Below are 13,347 nucleotides of genomic sequence, written 5' to 3' on the forward strand. Positions count from 1 at the left end.
CCACCGGGCCACGCACCCCGCCGGGCGGATTCTGGCCGAACTCCGCCGGAATCCGACTGCCGTTCGCCTGGCGTATGCGCCGCCGTCACGCCAGGCTCCCCGTCCGGTACCCCGGGCGCGCTCTGCTGAGGGCGCTCAACCACCCTCAACCGCAGAGGTCGTTCCCGCCATGGCAGAACTCAACCGCCGCCGCTTCCTGCAGCTCGCCGGCGGCGCCACCGCGCTGACGATGCTGAACGACAGCATCGCCCGCGCCGCCGCCATCCCCGCACAGGGCACCACCGGCACCATCGCCGACGTCGAGCACATCGTGGTGCTCATGCAGGAGAATCGTTCCTTCGACCACTACTTCGGCGCCCTGCGCGGCGTCCGCGGCTTCGGCGACCCGCGCCCGGTGACCCTGCCCAGCGGCAAGTCCGTCTTCCACCAGTCCGACGGCACGAAGGAGACGCTGCCCTTCCGCCCGCCGTCCGACGACCTCGGCATGGAGTTCCTCCAGGGCCTGAACCACGACTGGGCGGGCGGACAGAGCGCCTTCAACAAGGGCAAGTACGACAACTGGGTGCCCGCCAAGACGGCCACGACCATGGCCCACCTGACGCGCGAGGACATCCCCTTCCACTACGCCCTGGCGGACGCCTTCACCATCTGCGACGCGTACCACTGCTCGTTCATCGGCTCCACGGACCCCAACCGCTACTACCTCTGGTCGGGCCACACGGGCAACGACGGCAAGGGCGGCGGCCCGGTCCTCGACAACGCCGAGGCGGGCTACGGCTGGACCACCTACCCGGAGCGGCTGGAGACGGCCGGGATCTCCTGGAAGGTCTACCAGGACATCGGGGACGGCCTCGACGCCGCCGGCTCCTGGGGTTGGATCAACGACGCCTACCGCGGCAACTACGGCGACAACTCGCTGCTCTACTTCAACAACTACCGGAACGCCAAGCCGGGCGACGCCCTGTACGAGAAGGCCCGCACCGGTACGAACGCCAAGGCCGGCGAGGGCTACTTCGACCAGCTGCGCGCCGACGTCGCGGCCGGCACCCTCCCCCAGGTCTCCTGGATCGCCGCCCCCGAGGCCTTCAGCGAGCACTCCAACTGGCCGTCGAACTACGGCGCCTGGTACATCTCGCAGGTCCTGGACGCCCTCACCTCCAACCCGGACGTGTGGGCCCGTACCGCGCTGTTCATCACCTACGACGAGAACGACGGCTTCTTCGACCACGTCGTCCCGCCGTACGCCCCCGCCAGCGCCGCCCAGGGCCTCTCGACCACACCCACCGCCCTGGACGTCTTCCCCGGAAAGCCCGGCTACGTCGCCGGACCGTACGGCCTGGGCACGCGCGTGCCGATGCTCGTGGTCTCCCCCTGGAGCACCGGCGGCTACTCCTGCTCCGAGACCTTCGACCACACCTCCGTCATCCGCTTCATGGAGAAGCGCTTCGGAGTGACCGAGCCCAACATCTCGCCCTGGCGCCGCGCCGTCTGCGGTGACCTCACCTCCGCCTTCGACTTCGCCCGCAAGGACACCGGCACGGCCCCGCTGCCCGACACCGGCCCCTGGTTCCCGCAGGACCGCGAGCGCCACCCCGACTTCCGGGCCACCCCGCCGGCCGTGGGCGTCATGCCCCGCCAGGAGAAGGGCCTGCGTCCCACACGTGCGCTGAAGTACGCCCCGTACGTGGACGGCGCGGCGCTCGTCGCGGAGGGCAAGTTCCGGCTGACGTTCAGCGGCGGCCCGGACCTGGGCGCGCAGTTCTACGTCACCTCCGGCAACCGCAGCGACGCCCCCTGGACGTACACCACCGAGGCCGGCAAGTCGATCGGGGACACCTGGAACACCCAGTACTCGGCCGGGGTCACCGACCTGACCGTGCACGGCCCGAACGGTTTCCTGCGCGCCTTCCACAACCCCGGCACCACCCCCGGCCCCGAGGTCACCGCCCGCCACAACGCCGCCACCGGGAACCTGGACCTCACCGCCACCAACGCCGGGACGTCGACCGCCACCCTGACGGTCACCAACGCCTACGGCGGCGGGCCGAAGCGCCTGACGGTCGCCAAGGGCGCCACCGTCACGTACAGCGTCTCGCTGAAGAACACGCGGCGCTGGTACGACGTGACGGTCACCGCCTCGGAGACCCCGGACTTCGTCCGCCGCTTCGCGGGCAAGGTCGAAACGGGCGCGGCCGGCCTCTCGGACCCGGCCATCCTCACGGACCAGTCCTCCTGACCCACCGGCCGGCGTCCCCCCGCCCGGGACCCCGGCCGATCAGGGGCCGTTCCGTTATTCTCCGGACCGGCCCCTGACCCGTGCCCCGTGGGGCGGAGACAGGCATCGCCGCCAGGGCGACGGACGTGGCAGGCGGCGTCCGCGGCTGGGCCTAGGAGAGTTCCTTCCGCATCAGCGTGCACATCGTTTCGTAGCGGCGCAGCGATCCGTCAGGGGCTCGTTCGTCCCACGAGTCGGGCCGGCGGTCGTACGCGACATAACCCAGCCGCTGGTACAGCGCACGCGCCCGGGGGTTGCGTTCCTCCACGGCCAGCTCGGCCTGCCGCAGACCGCGGTTCCTGATCCGCAGTTCCGCGGCCTCGACGAGGAACGTGCCGATCCCGCACGACTGCAATGCGGGGTGGACTGCCAGCTGCCACAGCGTGCCGACGCCCGCCTTGACCTCGTAGTCGACGCCGCCCTTCGCCACCGGAATGTCGGTGGCGGGGCAGACCGCCAGGTAGTCGACCTCACCGGCCCGGGCACGCTCCAACTGCCGTGCGACGTCGGCCACATGATGGTCGGACCCTGCCCAACCGCACGACGCCAGGTCCGCATGCACCAGATCACGGGCCGACAGCTTCAGCACGACATCGATCATCTTCAGCACCTCCGGCCGGCCAGCATCCACGCCGACCACGCGCAAAGCAAGGTGTTTCCCCGGTGCACGCTCCCGGCTCACCGCCAACCCCGCCGCCCATTCCGCCTCAGTCTGCCGAACGCCTGGTGGCAGCGCGCGGCGATAGCCGCGGGCGCGGCAGCCGGTGGCCGCCTCCGCCCCCTCAGCTCCTCCGCGGGCCGCGGACGATCAACGACCCCCTGCCCCACAGCCGTCGAGCAGCAAGGCCGTGCCCAGCACGTCTGCGGCCGACCCGAACCCCGTGGGCCGTCGGCGGTCACGCCCCCGCGAACGGGGTCGTGGTCACGGGGGACGCCGTCGGGTCGTGCTGGAGCAGCGGATCAAGACCGCCCCCTGTGGACTGCCGACTACCGGGCCCACGGGCCGGCCACCATCGAGAGCGTGCCCCTCTCGACCGTTCCCAGTAGCACCCCTCGTGCGTCCGTGCCCGCGTCAGTCGATGGCCACCACGACCGGGCCGCCGGTCCGGTCGACGCGGGACGTCCACGCCGGGGGCAGTCGCAGTGAGCGGGACGGGGACGCCGGGCCCGCGATTCGTCGGCGCCACAGCGGGCGGCCGTCCTGGTGGACCGTCACCAGCGGGGCGGTCAGGGGCTCCCCGGAGCGCAGGAGGAGCGGCCGCGCGGCGGTGCCCGTGACCCGGTTCGGCGTCACCCACAGGAGCGGGGCCCGGACCTCCAGCGGGGGGCCGGGCTCCGGCCAGGGGGCGCCCGCCAGGTGGGCCAGTACCGGGGCCGCGGCGGCGGCGCCCTCCCCGGCCGCGGTGGCCGCGCGTTCGATGCCGTGGAGGGCGTTGCCGACCGCGAAGACGCCCGGGGTCGAGGTACGGAACGACGCGTCCACGCCGGGCCCCCGGGTGCCGGGGTCCAGGGGGATGCCGCCGCGGCGGGCCAGCTCGTGATCGGGGACCCAGTCGCCGGTGAAGACCACCGTGTCGCAGGCGAGGACCCCCGACCGGCCGTCCCGGTGGCGGACGGTCACACCGGTCAGCCGGCCCCGGCCGCGCAGTTCGCCCACCGTGGTCCGCGTGAGCAGCGGCACCCCCGGTACGGCGGCGGCGCGCGGGCTTTCCGTGACCATCGCCACCACGTCCGTACCCGCCCGGCGCAGCGTGCCCACCGCGTGCCGGGCCACCGGCTCGGCGCCCACGACCACGGCCCGCCGGCCGACGGGCAGGCCGTACCGGTGGACCGACTGGAACAGCTCGCCCGTGGTGAGCACGCCCTGCGGGCGGGAGCCCGGCACCAGGCGGGCGCTGCGGGGGCGCTCCCGGGCGCCGGTGGCGAGGATGACGGCCCGGGCCGTGATCCGCTCCAGGCCCGCCGGGCTCGTGGTCTCCAGGGACAGCGGTCCGGCCCAGCCGGTGGCGGTGACGCCGGTGCGGAGCGCGGCCCCGGCGGCGGCCGCCGCCCGCGCCGACCGCCGTGCGTACTCGGGACCGCTCAGCCAGGGGCGCGGCGGCCGGCCGAAGCCGCCGTGGTGGAGGTGGCGCGGCATTCCGCCCGGCTCCGGCTCGCGTTCCAGGACCTCGACCCGCCCGGCACCCGCCTGCGCCAGCCGAGCGGCCAGGGCCAGTCCGGCGGGCCCGGCGCCGACGACCAGTACGTCGACCAACACGTCCGGCACGTCGACCGTACGGTTCACCGGCGGGCCTCCTCGAACAGCGCGCGGACGGCGGCCCCGCAGTGGAAGCCCTGGCAGCGGCCGCCCCGGGCGCGCGTGCGCCGCCGCAGGCCGTCCACCGAACCGGGCGGGACGGTCCCGGCGAGCGCGTCGCGTATCTCCCCGCGGGTCACGCGCTCGCAGTGGCAGACGATCCGGCCGTACTCCGGGTCCGCCGCGATCATCGCCGCGTCGCGGTAGGGCCGGGGGAATGCCTCGCCGAGGTTCGGCATCCGCACCGGCTCCAGCTCCCGGGCGCCGGCCACCGGCAGACCGCCGTCGGCGAGCAGCTCCACCACGTGGGCGGCGATCGCCATCGAGGCGGTCAGCCCGGTGGACCGGATCCCGCCGACGGTCACGTACCGCTGCGCGGGATGCGCCCGGATCGCGTAGTCCTCCTGCCCGGTGGCCGCCCGCAGTCCGGCGTAGACGGCGGTGACCTCCTCCTCCAGGAGCGCCGGCAGGATCCGCCGGCCCTTCTCCCGCAGCCGCGCGAGCCCTTCGGCGGTGGATCCGGTGGCGGTCTTGTCGTCCAGGTCCTCGGCGGTCGGCCCGAGCATCACGTTCCCGTACACGGTCGGCGTCACCAGCACCCCCTTGCCGCGCGCGTCCGGCACCGGCAGCAGGATGTGGCGTACGAGGCCGCGGGCGAGTTCGTCGAAGACGATCAGCTGGCCGCGCCGGGGCGTCACGGTGAAGTCCGCGTGGCCGAGGAACCGGTCGATCTCGTCGGCGTACAGACCCGCCGCGTTGACCAGGTGCCGGGTGCGCAGCGGGCCCCGGCCGGTGGCCAGTACGTGCGGATCGCCCGGGGCGACCGACCGCACCGGGCAGTTGAGGTGCAGGTGGACGCCGGCGCGGACGGCCTGCGTCGCGTACGCGAGGGTGGTCGTCCAGGGACAGATGATCGACTCGTCGGGTACGTGGAGCGCGCCCAGCACGCCGGGCCCGAGCTCCGGTTCGCGGGCCCGCACCTCCGCGGCCGGGAGGATCCGGGCCGCGCGGTAGCCGTTGCGTACGGCCTTGTCGGCGAGCCCCGGCAGGGCGGCGAGCTGCTCCTCGTTCCAGGCGACGAGCAGCGCCCCGAGCGGTTCCACCGGGATGCCGCTGCCGGTGGCGTACGAGGCGAGCAGCCGCTGTCCCTCCCGGACGAGCCGGGACTCCAGGGAGCCGGGCACGGCGTCGAAACCGGTGTGCAGGATGGCGGTGTTGGCCTTGGATGTGCCGTTGCCGACGTCGTCGCCGGCGTCGACCAGGGCGATCCGCAGGGGGAGCCGGGCCAGTTCGCGGGCGATGGCCGAGCCCACGACGCCGGCGCCGACGACCGTCACGTCGTAGGCGGGGCCGCCCGGCAGCGGGCCCCGGGTGGTGACGGTGGCGCCGGGGATGCCGGGGGTGCCAGGGGCTCCGGGAGTGCCAGGGGCGCCCGGGATGACCGTCATGCCGACCCGTCGAGCAGGGCCGACACCGCCGTCCGGAACCGTGCGCGGCGCTCAGCGGCGTCGGCCGCGCCGGCCCTCGGCTCGTAGACGGCGGACGGTTTCCACTCCGGGACGGCTTCGTGCACGGTGAGCGAGGGGTCGAGGCCGAGCCGGGCGACCGCCCCGACGCCGAGCGCGGTGGCGTCCGGCAGCGCGGACACCTCGACGGGGATCCGCAGCAGATCGGCCTGTGCCTGCATGAGCAGCGCGGACCGGGTCAGCCCGCCGTCGACGCGCAGGGTGGCCAGGGGCGCGCCGAGGTCGGCGGCGACCGCGTCCGCGAGTTCCGCCACCTGGGCGGCTATGCCGTCGCACAGCGCGTGCACGAGGTGCCCGGCGGTGGTGTCGAGGCCGAGGCCGGTGACCGAACCGCGCAGGTCGCCGCGCCACCAGGGGGCGGCGAGCCCGGCGAGGGCGGGGACGAAGGTGACGCCGCCGGCGTCCGGGGCGCCCCCTCCGACGACGTCGATGTCCGCGGCGCCGGAGATGACCCCGAGGTCGGTGAGCCACCGCACGGCGGAGGCGGCCGTGTACACCTGTCCGTCCAGGCAGTAGCTGGTCTGCCCGCCGAGCCGCCAGGCGACGCAGCCGACCAGCCCCGAGGTGCTGCGCCGGGGCAGCGGGCCGGTCTGCGCGAGGAGGAACGCCCCCGTGCCGTAGGTGCACTTGGCGGTGCCGGGCTCGGTCACGCGCTGGGCGAGCAGCGCGGCCTGCTGGTCGACGAGCAGTCCCGTCAGCGGCAGCCGGGGCCCGAACGCGGTGGTGGCGGCGACGTGGGTGTCCGCGTCGACGACTTCCGGCAGTCGCTCGCCGGTGAGGCCGAACACGTCGAGTGCGGCCGGGGACCAGTCGACGGTGTCGAGGTCGAGCAGCTGGGTGCGGCCCGCGGTCGCCGCGTCGGTGACGAAGGCGCCGCCGGTGAGCCGGTGCACCAGCCACACGTCGCTGGTGGTCACGACTCCCCGCCGGGTCAGGCTGCGGCGTATCCAGGCCATCTTCGGCGCGGCGAAGTAGGGGTCGAGCGGCAGGCCCGTCCGCTCCCGCAACGACTCGGCGTGCGGGGCCAGTTCCGTGCACAGCTGCTCGGCCCGGCGGTCCTGCCAGACGATCGCGTCGGTCAGCGGCTCCCCGCTCGCCGGGTCCCAGGCGAGCACGGTCTCGCCCTGGTTGGCCAGGCCCACCGCCGCCACCGGCTCGCCGGCCGCCGCCAGGGCGGCCCGCCCCGCGTCGAGGACCGAGTCCAGCAGCTCGCGCGGGTCGACCTCCACGCGGCCGCCCGGCAGGTACCGGGGCCGTACGGGGGCGGAGGCGGAGGCGATGACGCCGCGTACGGGACAGATGACGAGGGCCTTGGTTCCCGACGTGCCCTGGTCCACAGCGAGCACCGGGCCCGTCATCACCACTCCGTCCCTGGATCGACATGCGTGTGATCGTCGCCCGGAAGCCTTCACCAGCGGACGTCGCCCGTCAAGATCCGTCCGTGCGGGCGGCGGTCGCCCGGCGGTCGAACTGACGTGAATTCATATGGCGTACGTGGCTTGATAGTTGCATTTGGAAGGTTGCATGACCCTAACGCTCACACTCGATCTATAGTGATCGCCGATCACCAGGCGCGAAGGCATGCGATGCGAGGACCGATGACCACGACCACCGCAAGACGCGCCCGTCCCGGCCACCCGTCGACCGGGACGAGGTGATGGCGGGCGGCGACTTCCGGCCCGTCTACCACCCCGCCGGCCACGACAACGAGCTGCGCGTCGCCGTACAGGACCTGCGCACCGGCCGCTGGGTGTCGATGGCCCAGTTACTGGACCGCACGGACGGCTGGGGGCTGTGGACCCAGCGCACCCAGGTGCTCGCCGCGGTCGCCGCCGGCTCGGACGTGGTCCAGGCCTGGCGCGCCGAGGAACCGCGCAGCGTCGCCGCCTCCGTCATGCACACCCGTGTCGTCGTCGAACGCGCCGTCCGCGCACACCGCGCACGGCACCCGCGCACGCGCGAGCTGTGGCGGGAGGCGTGGGAGGCCTGCCGTGACACCGCCGAGGCCAGCCCCGCCGACCCGGTGCCGTGGGTCTGCCTGCTCGCCCTCGCCTCCCTCGACGAACGCCGCTCGATGGACGAGCACCGGCTCCGGGCGCCCGCCGTGATGCTGCCCCCCGGCCCCTGGGGCATCCTCGCGCAGGCCGACAAGCGCGATCCGCACAACCGCGAGGCGTACCACCGGATGCTCCAGTTCGTCTGGGCGGGCACCCCCGGACCGCTCACCGAGGCCGCCAACTTCGTGCACTGGGCTGCCGGTTCGGCATCGCCCGGATCCGCCGTCCACCTCCTGCCGCTCTATCTGAGCATCGAGCGCTACCGCCGCGAGCGCGGCCAGGAGAGGGCGCTCGACCTGCACTGGGTCACCGAGGACTCCGTCCGTGACGCCGGCCACGCCCTGGACACCTGGTTCCGGTACGCCGACCTGCGCCGTGCCTCCCCGCTCGATCTGAACCACCTCGCCCACGCCCTGTGGGGAGCCAACCGGTTCGACGAGGCGGCCCAGGTCTTCGACGTGATCGACCGGTACTGGACCACGCTGCCGTGGGCCTACCGGACGCGCGATCCGGCCGACCAGGAACTGGCCGCGGAGGTCTTCCTGCAGGCCCGGTCCCGCAGCCTCGCCGGCCGGGACTGACCGCCGCTCCCCCGCTCACCCGCGGCCCCGCGGCCCCACCGACTCACCGCCCCCACCCCCCGCTCCCCGTCCCCGCGCTCCACGAACCCCTGGAGGTACCTCCCCATGTCCCGAACCGCGCCGACCGTCCGCCAGGACCGCAAGGCCCCGCCCCGGCAGGACGAGGAGGAACGACTGAGGGAACTGGGCTACCAGCCCGTCCTCGCCCGCCGGATGGGCGGCTTCGGCAACTTCGCGATCAGCTTCTCGGTCATCTCCGTCCTGTCCGGCTGCATGACCCTGTACGGCTTCGGCCTGGGCACCGGCGGTCCGGCCGTGATGATGTGGGGCTGGGTCGGCGTCGGCCTCTTCGTCCTCTGCGTGGGTCTCGCCCTCGCCGAGGTGACCAGCGCCTATCCCACCTCGGGGGCGCTCTACTACATGGCCGACCGGCTCGGCGGACGCCGCTGGGGCTGGTACACCGGCTGGCTCAACCTGCTCGGCCTGCTCGGCGCCATCGCCGGCATCGACTACGGCGCCGCCCTGTTCACCGGCGCCTTCCTCAACCTCCAGTTCGGCTTCGTGCCCACCGCCGGCTCGACCTTCCTGATCTTCCTGGCCATCCTGCTGCTGCACGCCGTGCTCAACCTCTTCGGCGTCCGCCTCGTCAGCGTGCTCAACTCCGTCAGCGTCTGGTGGCACCTGGCCGGCGTCGCCGTGATCGTCGGCGCCCTGGCCTTCGTACCCGACCACCACCAGTCGCCCTCGTTCGTCTTCACCGAGTTCGTCAACGACACCGGCTGGGCCAACCCGTTCTACGTCGCGGCGGTCGGCCTGCTGCTCGCCCAGTACACCTTCTCCGGGTACGACGCCTCCGCGCACCTCTCGGAGGAGACCTCCAACGCCTCCGTCTCCGCCGCCAAGGGCATCGTCCGGGCCATCTGGGTCTCCTGGATCGCCGGGTTCGCGCTGCTCGCCGGACTCACCTTCGCCATCCAGGACTACGCCGCCGTCCAGGGCAGCGCCACCGGTGTCCCGCCGGCCCAGATCTTCCTCGACGCCCTCGGCTCCGGAGGCGCCAGCGCCCTGCTCCTCGTCGTCATCGTCGCCCAGCTGTTCTGCGGCAACGCCGAGGTCGCCGCCGCCAGCCGGATGGTCTTCGCCTTCAGCCGCGACAACGCGCTCCCCGGCTCCGCCCTGTGGCGCAAGGTCAGCAGCCGGACACAGACCCCGGTCCCGGCCGTCTGGCTCTCCGTCGTCGTCGCGGGCGTCCTGGCCCTCCCCTCCCTCTACTCCGCCACCGCCTACGGGGCCGTGACCGCCATCAACGTCATCGGCATCACCCCGGCCTACGCCATCCCGATCTACCTGCGCCTGCGCGCCGGCAACCGCTTCCAGCCCGGCCCGTGGAGCCTGGGCCGCTGGAGCAAGCCGATCGGCTGGACCGCCGTCGTCTGGGTGGCCGTCGTCACCGTCCTGTTCTGCCTGCCGCAGAAGTCTCCGGTCACGATCGACTCGATGAACTACGCCGTGATCGCCCTCGCGGTGGTCCTGGTCCTCGCCAGCGCCTGGTGGTACGCCGCCCGCCGCTCGTACGGAACCCCGTCGGCCTACGGCAACGCCCGCGAACAGGCCGAGATCGCCGAGGGCATCGTCTGACCCCTCCCCCGCGCGCACTGCTCCAGGACAGGACCCAGGGGCCGTTCCGGATTCCTCCGGAACGGCCCCTTTCCTGTGACGGCCGGGCGCGCTTGCAAAGTGATGGCAGGGCAGGGGACTTCAGCGGGACGCGGCAACGTGATGAGGTGATCGTCGACCTGCCGCACGTGACCGGGTGAGGGGAAGCCGGTGCGCTGTACGCCCTGTCGATGTCCCACGTCACCCAGGCCGGGAAGGTCGCTCCCGTGACCGCGTACAAGCCCGGCTCGGGCGGCCTGCCGGCCAATGGCGTGGCCTTCGGGTACTCCGCTCGCCAGTGCCGTGACCCCTGGTGCGATGCCCACTGGGCCGGCAACCGGATCCAGGCGGCGTCGGCAGGGCCTGGTCCGGCACTCTCGGTGAGGGCCAACGGCAGCCCACGACGGGAGTGGAGCACCGGACACAAGAGAAAGCGCAGCCCCCCGGGGAGCGAGCGCGCCGCTTCCCGGGACTGTCCGCTGCCCGGACCGGTGGAGTCCGTCGGCAGCGTGCACGGCTCACCGCTGTTGATCTCCGGCGTCTGCCCTCACGGGCCCGGCCTCGACCCGCCAACTGGCCGGGGGCGGGGCCGTTTGGATCCGGCGATCTTGATCAGACGAGGAGGGATGCGCCGGGTCTGCCATCCCCGGCGCTGCTCCGGCCGTGTCGGTCGGGTGGCGAGAGGGACCGCGCGGAGGGGGGCGAAGCTCGTGACGAGTGAGGGAGGGGCCCGTATGACGGCATCGGGAGGGCGTCGACGCGACGGGGGTGTCCGCGTTGCGTCGTTGGGGCGGGACGTCGTGCTGGCGGTGGGTCTGGTGGGGATCTGCCTGGGCGGGGCGGCCGTCTTCGTCAAGGCGGCCGTGGAGACGGGCGGCGACGCACCGGTGCTGCCGATCGCCACCGTGCTCCTCCTGGCCGCCGGAGTGGCGCTGGCGCGGTGGAGCATCACTCCGAGCCTGCGCCGCACCACTGGGCGCCGGCCGGTTCCGCCCGGCCCGGTGTGGCCGGGCACGTCGGCACCCTGCGCTCCGCCGGAGGCCGAGTCGGAGGCCGCCCGCCTGCCCGAGGTCGACTCCGACGCCCTGGACCACGCGGGGGTGGACGCCGACGGCTTCGAGCACACGGTCGCCGCCCTGTGCGCTCGGGATGGCTGCCCCCAGGTGGAGGTGGTGGGCGGAGCAGGGGACTTGGGAGCCGACGTGATCGCCACGACGGCGGACGGACTGCGCGTGGTCATCCAGTGCAAGCACTACGGCGAGGGCAACCGGGTCGGTTCCCAGGACCTCCAGCGCTTCGGCGGCACCTGTTTCGCCGTCCACGAGGCCGATGTGGCCATCGTCGTGACCACCAGTGACTTCACCGCTCCGGCCACGGAGTACGCCGCCGCCTGCGACATCGTCTGCGTCGACGGGGACGGCCTGGCCGCGTGGACGGAGTCGCTGACGCCGCCTCCCTGGGACGCCGCCGCCGCGGTGCGGGCGGAGGAGTGACGGCTGCCAGGCGACCCGTGCAGCCGGGATGGTGAGCAGTGCACCCGGGGTGCCGGCCCGCTCCGGAGCGGGGCGCCATCGGGCCAGCGGCAGCCGGCCACGGGTGTGCCGTACGCGGCATCATGCTGACGGGCTCGGCCGCTACCCTTCCGCAATTCGTCGAGTGATCCCTGGCCGAGCCCTGGATCGACGCGCCGCGCCTACCGCTTGCGGGGTTATGACTCGCCCGTCCCGTCGGCAGGGCAGGCCGAAGCCCCTGGAGTCCGACGGGCCTGACAGGGGCTGATCAGCTGCACGGCGGCTTCACCGTGTGAATCGATGCGAGCGCGGTGAGCCACGTCGCCGGGTTCCAGGCTCAGCCGGAAGCGGCTGCGCTGGGTCCATGCCGCTGCGGGCCAGAAGGTGACTATTGGAGATCAGTGCTTGTTGCTGACCCTGGAGCCGACTCGACTCGCCCTCGGCGGGTGGGGGGCTCGCGGCTGCTGGCATGATCGTCTTCATGGGAAGCGGGTTCATGCAGGCAGGTCACGGGGTGCGGTGTGAATGGGGCCCTGTCGGCGCGGCTCGTCTCGCGGAAGACATCGCCTGTCTTGTCGTCGTTGACATCCTTTCGTTCACCACGTCGGTGACGGTCGCGGTGGAGGCGGGCGCTCAGGTCTTCCCCTATCGCTGGCGTGACGAGACTGCTGTGTTGTTCGCCGACCAGATGGACGCCAGGTTGGCGGTAGGGCGGAGTATGGCCACCGAGACCTCGCCGTGGTCGCTTTCGCCGGCGGCATTGCGACGTGCTCCTTTCACGCCTCGGCTGGTACTCCCCTCGCCCAACGGATCCACCATCGCCGCCTCTGCCGGCGGATCCACCGTCGTTGCTGCATCTCTGCGCAACTCAACGGCTGTCGGCGGATGGCTCGCGGATCAGGGCTATGGCACAGCTGAACGGCCTGTCGCAGTGATTGCCTCGGGCGAGCGCTGGCCCGATGGCAGTCTCAGGCCGGCGCTGGAGGATCTGCTCGGAGCTGGAGCTGTGATTGCTTCTCTGCGCCGACGTGGCAGAGACCAGCTCTCGCCGGAGGCAGCGGTGGCAGCGGCAGCCTTCGCGGGCGTCACGAACGTCGGCACCGTTGTCGCGGACAGCTGCTCGGGACGGGAACTCATCGACGGGGGCTACGCCGACGACGTCGCCATAGCGACGGAACTGGACGCTTCCAGCGTGGTCCCCGTCCTCATCAGCGGTGCCTTTACTGCCGCTGGATGACAGTCCTGGTAGCTCCCCTTTCGACGTAGCTCCCCTTTCGACGCTCTGCCAGAACGCGCCCGTCGTCAACGAGCACGAAGCGCGGGGTGTGGTACTTCGGGGCAACCTTGCCGCCGCGGGTCCGGCAGGTGCTTCCGGCGGGCACCTCACAGGTCGGCCAGCCGAACTGCTCGACGCCGACCGCCCTCAGCGCCGGGCCTCCTGTCAC

10 protein-coding genes are annotated in these 13,347 nt (G+C 73.1%); 5 read left to right on the plus strand and 5 right to left on the minus strand.

Translation table 11 applies throughout. The annotated features are described in order from the left end of the window. Positions 1-169: 169 nt before the first annotated feature. Positions 170-2,236 carry a phosphocholine-specific phospholipase C gene (locus IF88_RS0117650; protein WP_030712579.1) on the plus strand — a complete coding sequence of 689 codons (2,067 nt, stop codon included), beginning with the start codon at positions 170-172 and terminating at the stop codon, positions 2,234-2,236. 151 nt (positions 2,237-2,387) lie between these two features. Here the strand turns inward: IF88_RS0117650 and IF88_RS0117655 are convergent, their stop codons facing one another. The 4 genes from IF88_RS0117655 to IF88_RS0117670 form a co-directional block, all read right to left on the minus strand. Then, the gene (locus IF88_RS0117655) at positions 2,388-2,876 is read right to left on the minus strand and encodes a GNAT family N-acetyltransferase (protein WP_030712581.1); all 489 of its coding nucleotides are present in this window, start codon (positions 2,874-2,876) and stop codon (positions 2,388-2,390) included. A 471-nt stretch (positions 2,877-3,347) separates the two neighbouring features. Further along, positions 3,348-4,559 carry an NAD(P)/FAD-dependent oxidoreductase gene (locus IF88_RS0117660; RefSeq protein WP_234323575.1) on the minus strand — a complete coding sequence of 404 codons (1,212 nt, stop codon included), beginning with the start codon at positions 4,557-4,559 and terminating at the stop codon, positions 3,348-3,350. Continuing rightward, positions 4,556-6,019: an FAD-dependent oxidoreductase gene (locus IF88_RS0117665; RefSeq protein WP_078892953.1), complete on the minus strand. Its 1,464-nt coding sequence runs from the start codon at positions 6,017-6,019 to the stop codon at positions 4,556-4,558. The genes IF88_RS0117660 and IF88_RS0117665 overlap by 4 nt, the downstream gene beginning before the upstream one ends. After that, on the minus strand, positions 6,016-7,455 hold the full coding sequence (locus tag IF88_RS0117670) for an FGGY family carbohydrate kinase (RefSeq protein ID WP_030712591.1): 1,440 nt from the start codon (positions 7,453-7,455) through the stop codon (positions 6,016-6,018). The genes IF88_RS0117665 and IF88_RS0117670 overlap by 4 nt, the downstream gene beginning before the upstream one ends. Positions 7,456-7,754: 299 nt before the next feature. On the opposite strand from IF88_RS0117670, the gene IF88_RS0117675 reads away from it, so the two are divergent. The 4 genes from IF88_RS0117675 (at position 7,755) to IF88_RS0117690 (ending at position 13,139) form a co-directional block, all read left to right on the plus strand. Further along, a complete protein-coding gene (locus IF88_RS0117675; RefSeq protein ID WP_030712594.1) occupies positions 7,755-8,735 on the plus strand; it encodes a hypothetical protein in 981 nt (326 codons plus the stop codon). Between the two features lie 105 nt (positions 8,736-8,840). Further along, on the plus strand, positions 8,841-10,373 hold the full coding sequence (locus IF88_RS0117680) for an amino acid permease (protein ID WP_030712596.1): 1,533 nt from the start codon (positions 8,841-8,843) through the stop codon (positions 10,371-10,373). Between the two features lie 752 nt (positions 10,374-11,125). Then, complete coding sequence (locus IF88_RS0117685; protein WP_037806203.1) at positions 11,126-11,884, plus strand: restriction endonuclease; 759 nt, start codon at positions 11,126-11,128, stop codon at positions 11,882-11,884. Positions 11,885-12,371: 487 nt separating this feature from the next. Continuing rightward, on the plus strand, positions 12,372-13,139 hold the full coding sequence (locus IF88_RS0117690) for a 2-phosphosulfolactate phosphatase (RefSeq protein ID WP_234323576.1): 768 nt from the start codon (positions 12,372-12,374) through the stop codon (positions 13,137-13,139). On the opposite strand, the gene IF88_RS49600 is transcribed toward IF88_RS0117690, so the two are convergent. Beyond that, positions 13,123-13,347 carry a hypothetical protein gene (locus tag IF88_RS49600; RefSeq protein WP_078892954.1) on the minus strand — a complete coding sequence of 75 codons (225 nt, stop codon included), beginning with the start codon at positions 13,345-13,347 and terminating at the stop codon, positions 13,123-13,125. The genes IF88_RS0117690 and IF88_RS49600 overlap by 17 nt on opposite strands.

It is taken from the genome of Streptomyces sp. NRRL F-2580 (genome assembly GCF_000720115.1).
Taxonomy (GTDB): domain Bacteria; phylum Actinomycetota; class Actinomycetes; order Streptomycetales; family Streptomycetaceae; genus Streptomyces.